Genomic DNA, 19,118 nt, shown 5'->3' with positions numbered 1-19,118 from the left:
CGTGCTCCTTCGGTGGATAAGGTCGAGGGTCAGCTGGTGCCGACCGGGTTCATGAGAGGGACACCGAGCAGGGGCCATAGCCACACCGCGGCGAGGAGGATGAAGCCGACCACGATCGGGCCGATCATCGCGGCGAGGATGAGCAGATGATTCCGGGTGAAGGTGGCGATGCCAGGCACGTCGCTGAACATCGTGACGGGCTTGGCGGATGAAGTCAGCGTGAGGCAGAAGCCGGCGGCGGCGGTGGATGCAAGTGCGGCGGCCACGGGGTTGATGCCCGCTCCCGCCGCGATCACCAGGACGATCGGCAGCAGTACGGTGGAGCGCGCCGACCGTGACTGCACCGCCAGGTGCGCAAGGGCCGAGACGGCCACAATCGCGAGCAGCACCAACGCTGGCCGGGAATCTGAGAGCAATCCGAGCGATGCGTCGGCGACGCGATCTGCGGCGCCGGTCTCCACCAGTGCCGTGCCGAGGGCGATGGTCGTGGCAAGGAAGATCAGCAGCGGCCAAGGCACCTCCACGAACGCCTGCTTCGAGGTGACGGCGCCGATGCCGGGCAGGACCGCTGCGGCACCGCCGGTGACCGCGACCAGGGCCGGATCCAGTCCATGCAGCGGCTCGGTCAGCCAGAGAGTGATGACGACACCGAGGATCGCGAGAGCGCGGAACTCGGCGGGGGCGAGCTTTCCGTGCCTCGAGCGTGCCGTGAGTGCGGCGGCGACGGGAGCGACGTCGATGCGGCGGTCATCGCGCGAGAGGAAACGCAGGAGGATCAGCTCGGACGCTGCGAACGACGATGCGACGGCTACCGGAGCACCCAGCACCACCCACCAGGCGAAGGAGATGCGCGTGCCGGTGGCGGATTCGATCAGACCCGCGGCGATGAGGTGGGCGCCGGCACCGAGGATCGAGGCGAACGCGGACAACAGGATCACGGCGGGGAACAGGAGGGACAGCGCCACCTGGTGCTGTTTCGGCAACGAACCCGCCACAGTGCGGAAGATCGGCATCGTGAGCGCGGCTCGACCGCTCGTGGCCGGAACGGCGAAGCTCGTGAGGATGAGAGCGAGCGTTGTGCGGTACCACAGACCCCGGAGGGAGCGCGCCCGCCCCACGACCTTCTCGGCAGCACGCTCGGCGACGCCGGATGAGGTGAGGCCGGCGGCGATCATGCACGAGCCGATGAGCAACCAGATCGTCGGGTGCCCGAGGGCGCCGAAGACCGACTCGGTGGGGATCGCACCCGTCAGCGCCAAGGCTACGACGGCGACGAGGGCGACCACGGTGTCATCGACACGGGTCGCCATCCACGCAGCCGTCGCGACCGCTAGCGCGACAACGACCAGACGCTGGTCGAGCATCCATCCCGCGGTGGCGAACCATGCCGCCAGCATCGCACTCACGAGCACGAGGGCTCGGATGGTTCCCGCGGCGACAACGCCGGTGGCCGGGGCTGGGGCTGTGATCGAGGTCATTCCCGTACGGTATTTGTCACCGATGAAATGACGATGAGTCCTTCATGAGGGTGTTCTCATCAAGCGCCTGACGACCGGGTGAGGGGCATCCCTGACGCCAACTTGTGGCACTCGACGAAAAAGTTCCGACCGAGGTGAAAAAACTTCCGGAGCGTGCCGATAAGTCTGGTGTCGGGTCCGCAGGAATGGGTCCGCGGACCAGAACCCCACACTTTGTACCAAGGAGAAATGACATGTCTGTCATCAACACCAACGTCGCCGCCAACAACACCTACCGCATGATGAGCATCGCCTCCGAGGAGAAGGCCTCCTCCATGGAGAAGCTGTCCTCCGGCCTGCGCATCAACCGCGCCGCCGACGACGCCGCCGGCCTCTCCATCGCTGAGGGCCTGCGCTCCCAGTCCAACGGCCTCGAGGTCGCCGCCCGCAACATCGGCGATGCCATCTCCCTGGCCCAGACCGCTGAAGGCGGCCTGTCCGCCGCCGGCGACATCCTGCAGCGCATGCGTGACTTGGCCGTCCAGGCCGGTAACGACACCCTGAACGCTGAGGCCCGCACCGCGATCCAGACCGAGGTCACCCAGCTGACCGGAGAACTGACCCGTATGTCGGAGTCGATCAACTTCAACGGTTCCAACCTGCTTGGCGCCACCAGCGGCGCTGCAGGCGACGGTTCGGGCAGCTTCAGCTTCCAGGTCGGCGCCAACGGTGGCACTGACGCTGCCTCCAGCTCCGACACCATCAGCCTGACCATCGCCACCGACCTCTCCGAGATGGTCACCACGGATTTCGCGGACCTGGACTTCTCTTCCGCCGACGGCGCCGCTGCATCCCTGGTGACGCTGGACGCGGCCATCACCGCCATCTCCTCGGACCGCTCCAACATCGGTGCCGTGCAGAACCGCCTCGAGCACACCCTGAAGCACGTCAACGTGACCGCCGAGAACCTGACCAACGCCGAGTCCAACATCCGCGACGTGGACATGGCCAAGGAGATCGTCAAGCAGTCCGCTGCCAACATCAAGGAGCAGGCCTCCCAGGCCATGCTGGCCCAGGCCAACCAGGCTTCGCAGAACGTCCTGCAGCTGCTCCGCTGATCCTGGTAGCCGCGTCATACTGACGCTGCACCTGAGACCGAGGGGCGGTCGCCACCACCGGGGAGAATCCGGGGGCGGCCGCCCTTCGGGACGGTGCATAGGCATCACACCGGGTGGTCCAACAGTCACCGGACCGCCACAGAGACACCGACAGAGACATCGACGAGGAGTGGACCGGCACCATGGCAGGCATCAGCTTCGACGGACTGGCCTCCGGGCTCAACACCACCGAGCTCATCGGTGCCCTCATCTCCGTGGAACGGGTCCCCGTGACACTGATGGAGAACAAGCTCGCCGAGAACGAGGCCCGCATCTCCGGCCTGCGCGCCCTCAACTCCCAGATCGCCTCCCTGGCTGAGCTGGCCAAGGAGTACTCCACCGCCGCCGCCTTCCGCCCGGCGACCGGCTCCTCCACGAGTGAGAACGTCACTGTCACCGTGGACGACGGTGCCACCCCGGCCACCCTGGACTTCCGGGTAGACGCCGCAGCCTCCAAGCAATCGGGCGTCTCGGCACCGCTCTCTGACTGGAACGGTGAGACCCTCACTATTACCCGTGCCGACGGCACCACCGCGGACTTCACGGGGGACAGCCTCACCTCCCTGGTCGATGCCATCAACGGTGACGCCGAGCTCGGCGTGGACGCCACCCTCATCAAGGCTGGCACCGACGCCGAAGGTACGACCCTCTACCGCCTGCAGCTGACCAGCCGGGACACCGGGGCTGAGGCAGCCTTCACTGCCACCGCCAACGGCACCGACCTGTTCGGCGCCGGGGGAGCCATCACCTCTGCCGCCGCAGACGCGACCATCACCCTGTTCCCCGGCACCGGAGCCGAGCAGACCGTCACCTCGGCCACCAATGAGTTCGCCGATCTGGCGACCGGGGTCTCCGTCACCGTGTCCGCGAAGGCCGTGGGAGAGACCGTCACCGCCTCGGCGGCCAACGATCCCCAGGCCGCCACCGAGCGGGCCGAGAAGCTCCTCAAGCAGATCAATGGACTGCTGAACGCCATCGGCTCCGTCACCACGGTGACCCCGGGCTCCGGCAGCTCCGGGTCCACCACGAGCGCCGGCATGTTCGTGGGCGACTCCACGGTCCGGTCCATCAATGACAAGATCTTCGGCGCTGCGGTGCGTACTGCGGACGGCACCTCCCAGGCTTGGTTCGGCGTCCAGCCCGACCGCTACGGTCGGCTGGAGATCGACACCGAGAAACTGAAGCAGGCGCTCACCGAGGACCCCGCCGCCGTCGGGACCGCGCTGGCCGACCTGGCCGGGCGCGTGCAGGAAGCCGCCAGCTCCATCTCCGACAAGTACGACGGCATCCTCACCCAGTCCATCGAGTCCCGGGTGACGGAGAACCAGCGCACCCAGGAGGGGATCGACTCCGCACTGCGCCGCCTGGAGATGCGCGAGACCACCCTGCGCGCCCAGTTCACCGCCATGGAAGTCGCCCTGGCCAAGGCCAACTCTCTGCAGAGTTACCTTTCCGGCCAGATCAACACCAACAACGCCGCGGCCAACCAGCAGTAGTCCCGGCACCGAAGCATCCGCCGTCTCACCCCTGAACCACTCTGACCCCCAGGAGCACACCATGTTGGGCACCACTCAGCGCAACCCCATCGAGGAGATGCGGCGCCGCGAGCTGATGACCGCCACCCCGGCCCAGCTCACCGTGAAGCTGTTCCAGCGCCTCATCCTGGACCTGCACCGCGCCGCCACGGACCTGCAGCAGGGCCAGACCACCACGGCCAGCGGCCACTTGATCCACGCCCAGTCGATCCTGTCTGAACTGGACGGCACGCTGGATGTCAACGCCTGGGCCGGAGCCGCGGACCTCAAGTCGGTCTACGCGTTCTGCCTCCAGACGATCTCCGCTGCCAACCAGAACTCGGACGCCAACGCAGTGCTGAGCGCCATCGAACTGCTGACCCCGGTGTCCGAGGCCTTCGAACAGGCAGCCAAGACAGCATGAGCCTCACGGCCCCCTTTCGACGCAACTCCATTGCCGTGACCTCCGCGAACAACACCCGTGAGTCCGTCCTCGCGGACCTCGCCTGGGAGACCCTGGCCAACGATCTCGAAGCCTGGCTTGAGGCCGGACACCCCGCCCCGCTGCCAGAGGAACTCGAGGCCCGCCCCGCCGGGACTCCGCCCGAGCACCTGCAGCGCCGCATGGCCAACCTGACCACCCGGCTCTCCGTGGCCCTGCAGAAGATGCGCACCGAGCAGGACGGCGTCGCCCAGTCCCTGAAGGCGACCGCCCAGGCCAAGCGCGCCACCCAGCCGAACCGCGGCGCCACCGCGGCCTACCTGGATACCGGCGCCTGACCGCGCGTCGGAACCGGCCGGCGTCGTGCTCCGGCACCTGTCCTGATCCTGGACGAGGCGTCCTCAACGCAAAACGCACACCCACCCCGCATCTGCCCGCATAGGGACTTCCGAGCGACCGGACACGAAACCGGCCGCCCGCGTCCGCCGTTCTGCGCATGTCCACTAGTGCATGCAGGAACAACGAGTGCACTCACGGGCCCGCACCCCCACACGGGCCCAGGGGAAGGGGAATCGGATGTCTGTCACGGTCAACGCGCTGGAGTCGGCGCTCGATGGGCTGGCGGCGCGCCAGCGTGCCATCGCCAACAACCTGGCCAACGTCAACACGCCGCAGTTCCAGGCGACCAGGGTCCAGTTCGAACAGCAGCTTGCCCGCTCGATCGCCGCCGGTGACGGCCGCGTCACTGCCGCGGAGCAACCCTCCCTTGAGCCCACCCGCCTGAACGGCAACAACGTGAACGCGGACACCGAGGTGCTCTCCAATGAGGCCACGGTGCTGAGCTACCAGTTCGCCTCCCAGGCCATCAAGTCCAAGCTCTCCGGGGTCTCCACGGCTGCGAGGACCTCCTGATGCCCAGTTTTGACGCGATCGGCATCGCCGGCACCTCCATGTCCGCCAACCGCCGCTGGATCGATGCCACGGCGGACAACATGGCCAACATGAACACCGTCACCAGCGCGGACGGGGACGCCTTCCAGGCCCGCTACCTCGAGGTCGCCCCGGCCGCCGCCGGTCAGGGCGTCCAGGTGACCACCGTGCAGTACGGGGACGCCGAGGGCATCCTCTCCTACGAGCCCGACCACCCCGAGGCCAACGAGGACGGCTACATCCGCCGCCCGGACATCGACATGGGTGTCGAGATGGGCAACCTCATCATGGCCCAGCGCTCCTATTCCCTCGCCTCCCAGGTCGTGGACAAAGCCAAGACGGTCTACCAGGCCGGCATTGAGATCGGACGCAACTGATGCCCTTGGATTCAATCGGCTCCATCGGAGCTGTCGCGAATATGCCAGCCATGCCCGCAGTCAATGCCACCAGCCCGACGTCGGCCGCCCTCCCCGGTGCGCTGCCCGCGGGCCTCGAGTCCGTCACCGGCGCGACCGGGCAGCTCAGCACCTCCGCGGTCTCGGCCCCGGTCGGGGCACAGGCCGGATCCTTCGGATCCCAGCTCGCCGGTCAGGTCGACTCCCTGCAAGCCATGCAGGGGGAGCGGGACACCCTGACCCTCCAGGCCGTCACCGGCGACCTGGAAGACATCCATGAGGCCACGATCGCCGCTGCGGAGGCCTCGGCCACCATGGACCTGATGGTGGCGATGCGCAACAGCGGGCTGCAGGCCTTCAACGAGCTCATGAGAATCCAGGCGTGACCCCGTGAGCTTCAACTCCACCTCCGCCCTGCCGACGGCACGCAAGTCCGGCCCGGCAGGTTGGTTCCAAGGGATCGGGGACAAACTCTCCGAGATGCCCCTGGGCCAGCGCATCATCGCCTCCCTGTTGGCCGTCGCCCTCGTAGCCGGCGGCATCTTCGCCGCCCTCCAGCTCGCCAAGCCCACCCTGGCCCCGTTGTTCACCGGACTGTCCTCCACAGACGCGGCCGCCGTGGTGGAGCAGTTGAACTCCGCCGGCGTGGAGTACGAGCTCCAGGACGGCGGGACCACCATCCTGGTGCCGGACGAGGCCGTCTACGACCAGCGTCTGTCCGCGGCCGCGGCCGGGCTGCCGTCCGGCGGTGGCACCGGCTACAACCTGCTCGACGAGGTCGGCATCACCTCCTCCGAGTTCCAGCAGGACACCACCTACAAGCGCGCCCTGGAGGGTGAGCTCGCCGCGACCATCGGCCAGATGGACGGGGTGGAGCAGGCCTCGGTCAAGCTCGCGATGCCGGAGGAGACCGTCTTCGCCTCGGAACAGGGCACGCCCACGGCCTCCGTGTTCGTCTCCAGCCCCCGTGGCGACCTGAACAACCAGCAGGTGCAGGCGATCGTCCACCTGGCCTCGGCCTCCGTCGAGGGCATGGAGCCCACCGACGTGGCCGTCGTCGACTCCACCGGCAAGGTCCTCTCCGCCGTCGGCGAGGGACTCGTGGACCTGTCCGGTGGGGACGGAGAGCGCTCCGCTGCCGTCACCGCCAATGTGCAGAAGGTGCTGGACAACCTGGTGGGGGCGGGCAACTCGACCGTGGCTGCCACCGTGGCGACCACCCGGTCCACCTCCGAGACCGTGTCCGAGGAATTCACCACTCCGGAGGGTGGCGTGCAGGCGCTCACCGAGCAGACCGCCACCGAGGACTACACCGGCGGCGGCGCCCCGGCCGGGACCGGCGTGCTCGGACCGGACAACGTGGCCAACACGGGCACCGGAGCGACCGGCAACGGCAACTTCACCTCGGGCTCCGAATCCCGCACCAACGCGGTAGACAAGACCACCACCTCCACCACGACGCCGGCCGGTGACGTCGAGCGTCAGACGGTCGCCGTGGCGGTGGACGCGGCCGCCGCCGGCGGTCTGACCGCCGAGCAGATCACCGGACTGGTGTCCACCGCGGCCGGCCTCGACGAGGTCCGCGGGGACACGGTCACCGTGGAGATCATCCCGTTCTCCACCGCCGGGGCCGTGGAGGCCCAACAGGCGATCGAAGCAGCCGAGGCGGCCGAGGCGGCCGCCGCCCAGGACGCGCTGATTCGGGACGTGATCATCTATGGCATCGTCGCCGCGGTGCTGCTGGTCGGCTTCGTGGTGTGGATGATCCTGCGCCGCCGCCGGACCGTGGAGACCCTCGAGGACCTCGGCGAGACCGCGCCGGCACCGGCCATGCTGGACCGTTCCACCAGTCCGGACACCGGTCAGATGCCCGTGATCATGCCGGAGCCACCCACCCAGGCCCTGTCCGCGGTGGCGCCGCTCCCGGTGATGCCCGCCCCACTGCCAGAGGGTCCCAGCGCCGCACAGAAGGTGCACCACGCAGCCCAGACGGACCCGGCGAAGACTGCTGAGATGATGCGGGCCATGATGGAAGCGAAGGAGCTGGCATGAAGGACGTCAAGCTGACCGGCGTGCAGAAGGTCGCCGTGCTCCTGATGGACCTGGACCCAGTGGTTGCCTCCGAGGTGATGTCCCACTTCAACGAGGACGAGGCCCAGGAGGTCTCTGCGGAGATCATGCGCATGAAGAGCGCCGATCCGGACACTGTGGACTTCGTCATGGCAGAGCTGGCCGCCATGGTCGACTCCGGCCGGACGCCGGCCCGGGGTGGGGCCCACCTCGCCCGCCGGCTCATCTCCGGTGCCTTCGGAGAGGACAAGGCCGGGGACGTCATGGAACGCGCCGCCGGAGTGCTGGCCGGCAAGGCCTTCGAGTTCCTGGACACCATGGACGCCACCCAGATCCTCGCGCTCATCCACGAGGAGACCCCGCAGATCCAGGCCGTGGTGCTCTCCAACCTGGACCCGCGCACGGCATCGGCCGTGCTCTCCGGACTGGACGATCCGGTCCGCAACGGGGTGGCCTTCCGCATCGCCACCATGGGCACTCCCAGCACAGAGGCCGTGCGCGTCACGGCTGAGATCCTCAAGTCCCGCGTCTCCTCGGTGGCCACCGCCCGTGAACAGGCCGCCATCGGCGGAGTGCAGTCCCTCGTGGAGATCGTCAACCGGGCGGACAGCGCCACCGAACGGGGGGTCCTGGAGTACATGGCCGCCACCGATCCAGAGCTCGGCGCCGAGGTGCGGAACCTCATGTTCACCTTCGCCGACCTTCTGCGGCTGGACGACCACGCCCTGCAGATGGTGTTGCGTTCCATCCGCATGGACGTGCTGGCCCGGGCCCTGCGTGGCGCGAACCCCGCCCTGGAACAGAAGATCCGGCGGAACATGTCCTCACGCAACGTGGTGGCCCTCAACGAGGAGTCCTCCGCCGTCTCCAAGCTGCGCACCTCTGAAGTCGAGGAGGCCCGTGGCGAGGTGGTCCGCGAGGTCCGGGCTTTGGAGGCCGCCGGCGAGCTGGACCTCTCGAAGCAGGAGGAGGACGAGTATGTCTGAGTCATTCGCTGCCACTCGCCCGGATCTCGAGCACCACACCGGACTCCGGTCCCTGCGGATCTCCGAGTACCACGCGGCCCCCGTGTCCGTGGTCTCTTCCCCCGTGGTGGACGCGGCCGTGATCGAGGGCCGTTCCCGTGGCTATGTGGATGGCCTCCAAGCCGCCCAGGGTCACGCTGACGCCCTCGAGGCCACGCGCCAGGCCGAGCACGAACGGCTGATGCGGACCACCGTCGAGCGGACCGAGCAGGCCCTGGCCTCTCTGGGCCACGCCGCCGCCCAGCTCACCGCGTCCATGGTGCATGCCCTGGACGCGGCCGAGGACACCGTCTTCGACATCGCCTGCCAGGTCGCCGAGATCATCCTCGACGCTGAACTCTCCGAGGCCTCCGTGGCCGCCCGCTCCACCATTCACCGCGCCCTGACCGCCAGGACGCCCTCCCCGGTGCACACCATCCGCCTGCACCCCGACACCGTGCGCGCGGCGACCACCGCCGCCCCGGTGCCGGCCGGCGTCGAGTTGGTGGCCGATCCGGCCCTGCAGCCCGGCGCGGCCGTGGCCGTGTACCGGGACGGCTGGCTCGAGGCGGGGGTGGAGGACGCCCTGACGCGCGTCCGCAGCTACGCGTCCGAGGTGCGTCATGACGGTGAGGTAGACCGATGACCGTCACCCTCTCCACCGCGGATCTGACCGCGCACCTGGCCCGTCACGTCGCCTCGATCCGCCGCCTGGCCGCCCCGGTGGCCTACGGGACCGTTGTCTCCTCGCAGGGACTGCGCGCCACCATCGGAGGGCTCGCGGTCGCCGTCGGAGACGTGGTGTCCGTGGGTGCGGGCCCGGACGGTCTCGGCGGCGTCGAGGCCGAGGTGGTGGCCGTGAACCGCACCGAAGCCACCGTGATGCCGCTCGCCGACGGCTGGGCCCCCTTCGCCGGTACCCCCGTGGCACGCTCGCACCGCGGGGGACAGGTCCCCGTGGGCGACGGACTCATCGGCCGTGTCATCGACGGCCTCGGCCGGCCGATCGACGGCAAGGGACCCCTCGCCGGGGTCCGGTCCGTCCCCGTGCAGAACCCGGCCCCGAAGGCCCTGGACCGCGCCCCCGTGAACGCACAGATCGGCACCGGTGTGCGCGCCGTGGACACCTTCACTGCCCTGGGACGCGGCCAGCGGATCGGTCTGTTCGCCGGCTCCGGCGTGGGCAAGTCATCCCTGCTGTCCATGATCGCCCGCGGCACGGACGCCGAGGTCTCCGTGATCGCCCTCGTGGGCGAACGCGGTCGCGAGGTGCGTGGTTTCCTCGAGGACGACCTCGGTCCGGCGGGCCTGGCCCGGTCGGTGGTGGTGGTGGCCACCGGAGACGAGCCCGCCATGATGCGCCGCAAGGCCGCCTTCACCGCCACCCGGATCGCCGAGCAGTTCCGGGACGAGGGCCGTCATGCCGTGCTGATGATGGACTCGCTGACCCGCGTGGCCATGGCCCAGCGTGAGATCGGGCTGTCCGCGGGGGAGCCGCCGGCCACCCGGGGTTACCCGCCGTCCACGTTCTCCCTGCTGGCCCAGCTGCTGGAGCGCGCCGGCACGGACCGGGCCGGCTCCGTCACCGGCATCTACACCGTGCTGGTGGACGGCGACGACCACAACGACCCGGTGGCCGACTCCGCCCGCTCCATCCTGGACGGTCACCTCGTGTTGGACCGGGCCCTGGCGGTGGCCGGGCACTTCCCGTCCATCGACGTCCTGGCATCCATCTCCCGCGTGGCCTCGGCGGTGACCGACGCCGCGGACAAGGTGAACATCACCTCGGTGCGCCGGGCCATGGCCGAGCAGCGTGACGTGCAGGACCTGGTCGACGTGGGAGCCTACGTCCCCGGCACCCGGCCGCTGGCGGACGCCGCACTGGCCGCCCAGGACGAGATCAACGGGTTCCTGCGCCAGGACATGGACGACTCCGCCTCCCTGACCGAGGCCTGGTCCCGGCTGGGACGGCTCGCCGCGGTGCTCGGCGCCGAGCCCGCCGGGAGGGACGCCTGATGGCCGCCTTCAAGCTCTCCTCCCTGCTCAAAGTGCGCCGCATCCAGGAGGACCAGGCCGCAGCCGGGCTCCACCAGGCCCGGATCACGGCCCGCGGTGTGCAACGCCGTGCCGCCGACGAGCGGGAACTGCTCGAGGACCTCGGTGGCCAGAGCGTGCTGGCCGCCGCCGGAATCGCCCGGGCGAGCGCCGCCCGTCAGCTCTCCGAGATCAGGGCCGCCCAGCAGGTGGCCGACGGTGAGGTGGACGCCGCGGAGAAGGCCCTCATGCTCGCCCGGCAGGCCCGCCGCAGCGCCGAACTGCTGAGAGAACGCCACGACGCCACCCTGCGGGCGCTCGACGCCCGCGCCGAACAGCAGCTGCTCGACGAACTCGTCTCGGCCCAGCACCACCGCGACCGCGCGGACCGCCATGAGACGGACCCTGACGTGAAGGAGGAGGAGTCCTGATGCCGCTGGCCGCCATTGAAGCGCGCATGGCGCAGATCGAGTCGAACCTTCAGGCGCTGTCTCCGCAACGGTCCTTCACCGCCCGCGCGGGCCTGCCCGGCGGAGCCAGCACGACCGGCGTGAGCGGCCCCGGCGGGATCATCGGATCCACCACGGGCGGCCTTCCGGGAGCTGACACCGCAGCGGCCGCGGACGGCTTCTCCGCGGCACTCGAGGAGGCCCTCGGCGCCGCCACGGGCTCGGACGCCGCGTCAGGATCCGACGCCGTCTCGTCCGCGAACGCCACCGATTCGGGCGGCGCCTCCAGGGGCCCCGCCGCCGGAACCGCCTTCGGCACCAGCATTGTCGAGACCGCCGAGAAGTACCTCGGGACCCCCTACGTGTGGGGCGGCAACTCCCCGTCGCAGGGCTTCGACTGCTCCGGCCTGGTCAAGTACGTCATGAAGGAACTCGGGGTGGACATGCCCCGCGTCGCACGGGACCAGGCCAAGGTCGGCACCGAGGTCGCCTCGCTCGCCGAGGCCCAACCCGGCGACCTGCTCGGCATGCGCAATGGCAGCCACATCGCCATCTACCTGGGCGACAACAAGATCCTGCACGCGCCGCAGCCCGGCGAGAACGTATCCATTCGTTCCCTGTTCTCGTGGGACGACATCGACACCATCCGCCGCGTGGCTCCCGCCGGTGGATCGGGCTCCGCCTCCCAGTCCGGCTCCACACGCGCCGCCTTCGAACAGCTGGCAGGTGCCTCAGCATGATCGGCTCACCGCTGAACTCACTGATCCCCGGCCCGACGCCGGATCCGTCCCGCTCGCTGTCCGGTGCCGGATCCAGCTCCGCCGGCTCCCGCTCCGGCGGTGCCGGTTCCGCGGGCTCGGCCAGCGCTGGCGCCTCCGGGCCCCGCTTCGCGGACCACCTGCGTGACGCCTCCGGCAGCACGGCTGACCGGACCTCCGCAGGAGCCGGTGAGGGCACCGACGCCGCCTCCGTCCTGCCGCCGGGCTACACCCCGGAACGCACAGGCCAGGAGTACTCACGGCCCATCTCCCTGGACGGTTTGCGCTCCACGGACGAGGCCGGCCAGGGTCATGATGCTCAGGCCGGCGCGCCTGCCGGGGCCAGGATTGAGGGCAGCGCGGAAACCAGCGTTGACGCCACAGCGGAGACGGTCCACGCCGTCGAGCCGGAATCCTCCGATGCCGATGCCGATGCCGATGCCAGTACCGGTGTTCCCGGGCCCGCCGCCGGGGCTGAGGTCGGTGCTATGGCCACATTCACCGGCGCTGGCACTGCCGCGGTGGCGAACGGCGTCATCGTCACCAGCACCCAGAACGCCTCCAGCATGGTGTTCAATCCGCTGCAGAACCCGGCCCATGCGTCCCAGCCGTCGGCGGTGCAGACGGGGTCCCACGTCTCCTCTTCGTCTTCCTCGTTGACCGGCACGGCGGCGGCAGGATTGCCTCCCGTGGCCGCCACCATCCCGGCCGCCACCATCCCGGCCGCCACCATCCCGGCCGCCGCGGGCTCCCCGGCCGCCGTCGTGGTTCCCCCTCCCTCTTCTGCGGGGGCCACGCCGACCCCGGCCGTGCGCGCGTGGACGGTCCAGCAGCTCTCCACCCCCGTGGTGCAGGCCGCCGGACGGGCGGTCAGCCTGCCGAACGGCACCCACCTGGCCACGGTCCGCATCAGTCCCGAGGCCTTGGGCCCGGTGACCATCGAGGCCATCAGCCGGGACGGCGTCGTGCGATTGGAGATGACGGCGGCCACCGAGGCAGGGCGGGAGAATCTGCGCGCCGTCCTGGGCGAATTGCGCCGGGAACTGGCCGGAGCCCAGGCGGGCGCAACCCTGGACCTGTCCGGTGGTTCCTCCGGGCACCGCGATGCGAACGCCGCCGGACCGGGAACTGGGCCGTCACCCGGGGGCCGCGGCGGCGACGGGAAGGACCAGGAGGGCGACGGCGTCGGGAACACCCACGGCGGGGCCACCGTCCCCGGTGCCGACCCCGCAGAACCCCCCACCGCCGGCACCGGGCCGGACGCTGGACCGGATGACGGGACGGGCGGGCTCGATGTCTACGCCTGAACCGGATCCCGACGCATAGGGATACCGGATCGAACACCGAATCGCCCACCGAACCGAAGGAGCCACGGATGCCAGACCCGATCGCCCCGGCAGCCACCGGCGCACCCACCATCGCCCTGGATGCCGCCCGCCAGGCGCGCGCGGCCGCCGCCGGTCCGGCCCAGGAGATGAACGAGGAGGTGTTCCTCAAGTTGTTGGTGACGCAGTTGCAGAATCAGGATCCGTCCTCGCCCATGGACACCAACCAGATGGTGTCCCAGGCCGCGCAGCTGTCCATGACCGAGACCCTCAACGGCATCTCCAAGACCCTGCAGACCCAGACCGCCGCCAGCTCCATGTCCACGGCCGCCGCCCTGATCGGCCAGGACGTCGAGTGGATGGATGCCAGCACCGGGGAGGTCTCCAAAGGCACCGTGACCGGCGCCCTGTTCCAGAACGGGGAGACTCGGCTGGAGATCGAGGGATCCGAGACGACCGTGACGCTGGCGCAGATCAGCGCGCTCGGGGCGAAGCCCACCACCGACGACTAGACACCCCGCACCACACCCGCACCAATCCCGGCATCAACCCCGGAACCACACCAGGAAGGCACCACCATGCTCCGTTCCCTGAACACCGGCGTCTCCGGCATGAGTGCGCACCAGCAGATGCTGGATGTCACCGCCAACAACATCGCCAACGTCAACACCACCGGCTACAAGGCCGCCACCATCACCTTCCAGGACACCCTGTCCCAGATGGCGCAGAACGCCGGCGCCCCGGGCACCGGACTAGGTGGCACCAACCCCGCGCAGGTGGGTCTCGGTGTGCGCACCGCCGCCATCACCACCGACCATGGCGTCGGCTCCATGATGTCCACGGGCAAGGCCACGGACCTGATGATCGGCGGCGAGGGCTACTTCGTGGTCTCGAAGGGCGGTGAGCAGCTCTACACCCGAGCCGGCTCCTTCGGTCTGGACGCCGCGGGCAACCTGGTGACCCCGGACGGCGCGCAGCTCAACGGCTGGGTGGCCGGTCCCAACGGCACAGTCCAGCCCGGTGGTCCCGCTGTGCCCCTGAGCATCGACGCCCTGGCCACCTCGCCGGCCCGTGCCACCACCTCTGCGGAGATGGGCGGCAACCTGCCGAACGAGGCAGAGGTGGGGGACACCCGCGTGCGCGAGGTGACCGTGCGAGACGGTGCCGGCAACCCGCGTTCGCTGACCCTGACCTTCACCCGCACCGCCGGCGGCTGGGGTGTCTCGGGCCAGGACGCCAACGGCGCCACCGGCACCGGCACCGTCGCCTTCAACGCCCAGGGCCAGCAGACCGGCACCAGCTCCCTGAACGTCGGCGGGATCACCGTGGACCTGTCCGCGCTGACCGGGTACGCCGGCATGGACACCTCCGCCTTCACCGGCCAGGACGGCGCCTCCGCCGGCACCATCGTGGGTTTCTCCATCGCCCAGGACGGCACCATCAACGGCACCTTCTCCAACGGCGACCTGCGGGCCGTGGGCCAGGTGGCCATCGCCTCCTTCGCCAACCCCGCCGGTCTGGAGAAGGCCGGGTCCTCCGCCTTCCGCGCCACCGCCAACTCCGGCGAGGCCACCCTCGGCACCCCTGGCGACGACGGCTTCGGAGCCCTGGCCGCCGGCACCCTGGAGGGCTCCAACACGGACCTGTCCAAGGAATTCACCAACCTGATCATGGCCCAGCGCGGCTTCCAGGCCTCAGCCCGGATCGTGACCACCTCGGACGAAGTCCTGTCCGAGCTGACCAACCTGAAGCGCTGATCATCCCCGTCCGGGCGCCGGTGAAAAATTGGCGCCCGGCGGACCGATAACAACGGTGGGCAGACAGACGGAAAGGAAGGGGTGACCATGATCCTCTTGACGACCCTGCGCGGCGAACGCTTCGGGCTCAACCCCGACCTCGTGGAGGAGATCCGTGCCAACGGCGCGAACTGCGTGGTCACCATGATCACCGGCCGGTCCCACACTGCCCGCGAGGACATCGACGCCGTCCAGGAGATCCTCCACGACCATCGGGTGGACCTGCTGCGGCAGGCCTCCCACCCGTCCGGAGAATCCCGCGAGCAGTCCAGCCGCCCGGAGCGCTCCCGGCATCACCCGGACCATCCCGATTACCTCACGCCCGTCCCCGACAAGGAGCACTGAGCCGTGGACCCCTTGATGATCATCGGCATCATCGCCGCCTTCGCCTCCCTCTTCGTCATGGTGATCATGGAGGGCGGGTCCATCTCGTCCCTGTTCATCGTGGCGCCCATGATCATCGTGTTCGGCGGCACCATCGCCGTCTCGCTGATGGGAACCACCCTGGGAGACCTGAAGAACGTCGGCAAGGTCTTCGGCTGGGCCTTCAAGGGCCGGGTCCGCCCGCCGCGGGAGGTGATCGAGGAGATCTCCTCGCTCTCCGCCAAGGCCCGCGGCGGCTCCCTGCTGGAGCTGGAGGCCGAGGCGGAGAAGACCGAGGACCCGCTCATCCGCTCGGCCATCACCGGCCTGGCGGATGGGCTGGACTCCGATGCCCTCGGCGATCTGCTCGAAGCCCAGAAGAACACCCGGCGTGACGAGGTCATGTCCGTGTCCAACTGGTTCTCCCAGATGGGCGGCTATGCCCCGACCATCGGCATCGTGGGCACCGTGGCCTCGCTGATCCACGTCATGGAGAACCTGGCGGAGCCGGAGAACATCGGCCACATGATCGCCGCCGCGTTCGTGGCCACCCTGTGGGGCCTGCTCACCGCCAACTTCTTCTGGCACCCGATCGCGACCCGCATCCGGCGGCTGTGCGAGCTCGAGCAGTCCAACCTGGAACTCGTGGTGGAGGGCGCGCTGGCCATCCAGTCCGGCCTGAACTCCACCGCCCTCAATGACCGCCTTCACGCCCTGGTCCCGGATTACCGGCTCGCCCAGGGTGGCAGGGGCAAGGGCAAGGGCACAGCGGACGACGACGGCGCCGCCGGTTCCAGCTCCACGCACCTCGGCACCGGCTCGACCGCCGGCAAGGGCAAGTCCGGCAAATCCGGGAAATCGAAGGCCGCGTAGATGTCCCGCCGACGCAAGGGGAAGGGGGCGCCCCACGCCCCCGAGATGGACGAACGCTGGGCCGTGTCCTACCTGGACATGATGACCGTGCTGTTCCTGACCTTCGTGGTGCTGTTCTCCATGTCCTCGATCGACGCGGGAAAGTACGAACAGCTCAAGAACTCCCTCGCCCAGGGCTTCGGCCAGGAGGAGAGCGAGCTGAACGACCTCAACTCCGGGATCGAGGCGTTGGAGCCCGGACCCGAGGCCGTGGACGCCGTGGAGTCCTCCGGCGAGGTGGCCGAACCCCAGCCACCGCAGACAGCAGCGGAGAAGCTCGAGGACATCCAGGCCGGCGTGCAGGCCAACCTCACGCGCACCGGCCAGGAATCGGCCGTGGAGTTCACCCACGTGAACGGAGCCCTGGTGATCCGCATCCTCTCCGGCGAGACCATGTTCAACCCGGATGACGCGAGCCTGTCCGACTCCGCCACCGACCTGCTGGCCGGTATCACCCCGGTGGTCGAGGCCGAGGGAGGGAGCGTGGCCGTGGAGGGTCATGCCGACTACCGCCAGCCGCTGAACTATGAGACCAACTGGGAGCTCTCGGCCGACCGCGCGGTGCAGGTGGTGCGGCACATGGTGGACGCCCAGGGATTCTCAGGGGAGAAGGCCTCGGCCACGGGGTTCGGCTCCACACGGCCGATCGAAGGGCAGCGGGACATGCTGGACCGGAATCGGCGCGTGGACATCGTGGTGCAGACACAGGACGACGCGGGAGCCGGCGCCTCCGGCGCGGCCGCGCCGGAAGATCCGGACAGCGACGAAACGTGACGGCCGGCCTCCGGACCTCGGCATAGGGAACTGCGAGAACACGCAGCAACCCGCCGAAGAGGAGGCACCGATGGGCCTAGAGGACCTCAGCGCGGACGACATCATCGACCCGCTGACCGGCCAGTCCGTCTCCGCCGGGGAGATGGCGGCGTCCGCGCACTATCTTCCCTACGATTTCCAGCGTCCCACCACGCTGGCGCGCGAGCACTCGCGCATCCTCGATGTGGCCTGTGACACCTTCGCGCGCCAGTGGTCCTCCCAGATGACCACCCGTCTGCGCACCAAGACCGCCGTGACCCCCGTGCTCACGGTGCTGGCCACCTATGACACCTACACCGCCTCGCTGCCGGCGACGACCTGCATGATGCTGCTGCACTTCGCCGGCACCGAGACCCGGGGCATCGTGCAGATGCCGATCGAGACGGCCGCCGACTGGGTATCCCGCATGCTCGGTTCCGATGGCGAGTCCCTGCCTGCCCACCGCGATCTCACCGGCACCGAGATCGGCGTCCTCCGCCGCACCATGTCCGGGGTCATGGAGGACTTGGCCTACTCCTTCACCGGCGTGCTGGACGCGGCGCCCGTGTTGGAACTGGGCGTGCACTACAACCCCGGTTTCGCCCAGGCCGCCGCGCCCACGGACCTGATGATCGTGGCCGCCTTCGTGGTGACCACCGGATCCGGGGCCCCGGAGAGCTTCACCCTGACCCTGCCGGCGGACATCATCCTGCCCCGGCTGGGCTCCTCCAATCCCGTGGACACGGACCAGGATGCCCCGCGCCTGGCCATGGAACAGCTCACCGCCACGCCCGTGGAGGTGCGTCTGGAGACCAATGCCCTCACGATCAACTCCATGGACCTGCTGAAGCTGGCCGTGGGGGACATCCTGCCCCTGACCCACACCTCGAACCGCCCCTTCAACCTCACCGTGGACGGGCAGCACCTGGCCACCGCCGTGGACGTGGTGGACGGATCCCGCAAGTACATGAAGATCGTTGAAACGGAGTTGGACCAGTGACCGAAGCGAACGCCGCGCTGCCGCGCATGGACACCGTCACCAAGATCGTGTCCGCCACCGCCGCAGCCCTGCCGCTGGCCGGGCAGATCGAGACCCGCACCGCCGCCACGGCGGAGCAGCTGCCCGCCACCGGCCAGCCGCTGGTCTTCCGCTCCGTCGGCTGGCCCGGCTCCGTGGTCATCGGCCTGACCGCCGCCGCCCAGCTGCCGGACCTCGTGGCCGACGACCCCGGCTCGGCCCTCAAGCCCGCCGTGGACTCCGGCCTGTCCACCGCCGGCGCCGTGGGCCCCTCCTCCGTGGAGCCCGCCCTCGCCGGCAGCAACCCCTTCTCCGCCTCACTGGGCGGGTCCGCGCCGCAGCTGTTCGTGGTGACCGTGGACGGAGCCGACGCCCTGGTGCTGGCCATCCGCGAAGGCGCCACCTACGAGCGCCCCTCCCGGAACACCGCGGTGGACGAGGACTTCCTGCGCAACGTCCACCGCATCCGCGGCGTGGACATGGAGTTGTCCGTGGTCATCGGCCGCACCACCCTGACGGTGGCCGAGCTGTTGCGCATCAAGCCCGGCCAGGTACTCGAGCTGGACCGTGCGGCCGGCGCACCGGCGGACGTGCTGGTCAACGGCCGTCTGCTGGCCTCGGGGGAGGTCGTGGTCCAGGATCTGGACTTCGCCGTGAAGATCACCTCCATCCGGGATGAGAACGCCGAGGTCCTGGGCTGAC

The 19,118-nt window shown here is 69.5% G+C and carries 22 protein-coding genes; 21 read left to right on the top strand and 1 reads right to left on the bottom strand.

The genetic code is table 11. The annotated features are described in order from the left end of the window. Positions 1-29 precede the first annotated feature (29 nt). A complete protein-coding gene (locus BOSE125_RS09595) occupies positions 30-1,478 on the bottom strand; it encodes an SLC13 family permease (protein WP_159552062.1) in 1,449 nt (482 codons plus the stop codon). 233 nt (positions 1,479-1,711) lie between these two features. Here BOSE125_RS09595 and BOSE125_RS09590 point away from each other — a divergent pair, with 233 nt between their 5' ends. The 21 genes from BOSE125_RS09590 to BOSE125_RS09490 all read left to right on the top strand — a co-directional run bounded on the left by BOSE125_RS09590 (position 1,712) and on the right by BOSE125_RS09490 (position 19,117). Next, positions 1,712-2,575, top strand: a complete 864-nt coding sequence (locus BOSE125_RS09590; RefSeq protein WP_159552060.1) for a flagellin — start codon at positions 1,712-1,714, stop codon at positions 2,573-2,575. Positions 2,576-2,757: 182 nt separating this feature from the next. After that, positions 2,758-4,110 (top strand): flagellar filament capping protein FliD, encoded by a 1,353-nt coding sequence (gene fliD / locus BOSE125_RS09585; protein WP_159552058.1) that lies wholly within the window; start codon positions 2,758-2,760, stop codon positions 4,108-4,110. Positions 4,111-4,171: 61 nt separating this feature from the next. After that, positions 4,172-4,552, top strand: a complete 381-nt coding sequence (gene fliS, locus BOSE125_RS09580) for a flagellar export chaperone FliS (RefSeq protein WP_159552056.1) — start codon at positions 4,172-4,174, stop codon at positions 4,550-4,552. Beyond that, positions 4,549-4,908 (top strand): hypothetical protein, encoded by a 360-nt coding sequence (locus BOSE125_RS09575; RefSeq protein ID WP_159552054.1) that lies wholly within the window; start codon positions 4,549-4,551, stop codon positions 4,906-4,908. Before fliS ends, BOSE125_RS09575 begins: the two co-directional genes overlap by 4 nt. Positions 4,909-5,146: 238 nt before the next feature. Continuing rightward, the gene (locus BOSE125_RS09570; protein WP_159552052.1) at positions 5,147-5,482 is read left to right on the top strand and encodes a flagellar basal body protein; all 336 of its coding nucleotides are present in this window, start codon (positions 5,147-5,149) and stop codon (positions 5,480-5,482) included. Continuing rightward, positions 5,482-5,877, top strand: a complete 396-nt coding sequence (locus BOSE125_RS09565; protein WP_159552050.1) for a flagellar basal body rod protein FlgC — start codon at positions 5,482-5,484, stop codon at positions 5,875-5,877. The genes BOSE125_RS09570 and BOSE125_RS09565 overlap by 1 nt, the downstream gene beginning before the upstream one ends. A 50-nt stretch (positions 5,878-5,927) precedes the next feature. Beyond that, positions 5,928-6,281, top strand: coding sequence for a flagellar hook-basal body complex protein FliE (locus tag BOSE125_RS09560; RefSeq protein WP_236557909.1), 354 nt, complete (start codon positions 5,928-5,930; stop codon positions 6,279-6,281). Positions 6,282-6,285: 4 nt separating this feature from the next. Further along, positions 6,286-7,947 carry a flagellar basal-body MS-ring/collar protein FliF gene (gene fliF / locus BOSE125_RS09555; protein WP_236557908.1) on the top strand — a complete coding sequence of 554 codons (1,662 nt, stop codon included), beginning with the start codon at positions 6,286-6,288 and terminating at the stop codon, positions 7,945-7,947. Beyond that, positions 7,944-8,951: a flagellar motor switch protein FliG gene (gene fliG, locus BOSE125_RS09550; protein ID WP_159552046.1), complete on the top strand. Its 1,008-nt coding sequence runs from the start codon at positions 7,944-7,946 to the stop codon at positions 8,949-8,951. Before fliF ends, fliG begins: the two co-directional genes overlap by 4 nt. Further along, on the top strand, positions 8,944-9,615 hold the full coding sequence (locus BOSE125_RS09545; protein WP_159552044.1) for a FliH/SctL family protein: 672 nt from the start codon (positions 8,944-8,946) through the stop codon (positions 9,613-9,615). Before fliG ends, BOSE125_RS09545 begins: the two co-directional genes overlap by 8 nt. Then, positions 9,612-10,985: a FliI/YscN family ATPase gene (locus tag BOSE125_RS09540; protein ID WP_159552042.1), complete on the top strand. Its 1,374-nt coding sequence runs from the start codon at positions 9,612-9,614 to the stop codon at positions 10,983-10,985. Before BOSE125_RS09545 ends, BOSE125_RS09540 begins: the two co-directional genes overlap by 4 nt. Beyond that, a complete protein-coding gene (locus BOSE125_RS09535) occupies positions 10,985-11,434 on the top strand; it encodes a flagellar export protein FliJ (RefSeq protein WP_159552040.1) in 450 nt (149 codons plus the stop codon). The genes BOSE125_RS09540 and BOSE125_RS09535 overlap by 1 nt, the downstream gene beginning before the upstream one ends. Continuing rightward, on the top strand, positions 11,434-12,192 hold the full coding sequence (locus tag BOSE125_RS09530; RefSeq protein ID WP_159552038.1) for a C40 family peptidase: 759 nt from the start codon (positions 11,434-11,436) through the stop codon (positions 12,190-12,192). The genes BOSE125_RS09535 and BOSE125_RS09530 overlap by 1 nt, the downstream gene beginning before the upstream one ends. Continuing rightward, the gene (locus tag BOSE125_RS09525) at positions 12,189-13,517 is read left to right on the top strand and encodes a flagellar hook-length control protein FliK (protein ID WP_159552036.1); all 1,329 of its coding nucleotides are present in this window, start codon (positions 12,189-12,191) and stop codon (positions 13,515-13,517) included. The genes BOSE125_RS09530 and BOSE125_RS09525 overlap by 4 nt, the downstream gene beginning before the upstream one ends. A 68-nt stretch (positions 13,518-13,585) precedes the next feature. Next, a complete protein-coding gene (locus BOSE125_RS09520; RefSeq protein ID WP_159552034.1) occupies positions 13,586-14,047 on the top strand; it encodes a flagellar hook assembly protein FlgD in 462 nt (153 codons plus the stop codon). A 66-nt stretch (positions 14,048-14,113) separates the two neighbouring features. Continuing rightward, positions 14,114-15,292, top strand: a complete 1,179-nt coding sequence (locus tag BOSE125_RS09515) for a flagellar hook protein FlgE (protein ID WP_159552032.1) — start codon at positions 14,114-14,116, stop codon at positions 15,290-15,292. Between the two features lie 87 nt (positions 15,293-15,379). Further along, positions 15,380-15,676: a flagellar FlbD family protein gene (locus BOSE125_RS09510; protein WP_159552030.1), complete on the top strand. Its 297-nt coding sequence runs from the start codon at positions 15,380-15,382 to the stop codon at positions 15,674-15,676. Positions 15,677-15,679: 3 nt separating this feature from the next. Further along, on the top strand, positions 15,680-16,567 hold the full coding sequence (locus BOSE125_RS09505) for a motility protein A (protein ID WP_159552028.1): 888 nt from the start codon (positions 15,680-15,682) through the stop codon (positions 16,565-16,567). Beyond that, complete coding sequence (locus BOSE125_RS09500; protein ID WP_159552026.1) at positions 16,568-17,380, top strand: flagellar motor protein MotB; 813 nt, start codon at positions 16,568-16,570, stop codon at positions 17,378-17,380. 70 nt (positions 17,381-17,450) lie between these two features. Then, positions 17,451-18,398, top strand: coding sequence for a flagellar motor switch protein FliM (locus BOSE125_RS09495; RefSeq protein ID WP_159552025.1), 948 nt, complete (start codon positions 17,451-17,453; stop codon positions 18,396-18,398). After that, positions 18,395-19,117: a FliM/FliN family flagellar motor switch protein gene (locus BOSE125_RS09490; protein WP_201301171.1), complete on the top strand. Its 723-nt coding sequence runs from the start codon at positions 18,395-18,397 to the stop codon at positions 19,115-19,117. The genes BOSE125_RS09495 and BOSE125_RS09490 overlap by 4 nt, the downstream gene beginning before the upstream one ends. Position 19,118 lies beyond the last annotated feature (1 nt).

The sequence above is a fragment of the Citricoccus sp. K5 genome (assembly GCF_902506195.1).
GTDB lineage: Bacteria > Actinomycetota > Actinomycetes > Actinomycetales > Micrococcaceae > Citricoccus.
The sequence above is the reverse complement of the archived record's forward strand: the minus strand, read 5'-3'. Positions and strand labels throughout refer to the sequence as shown.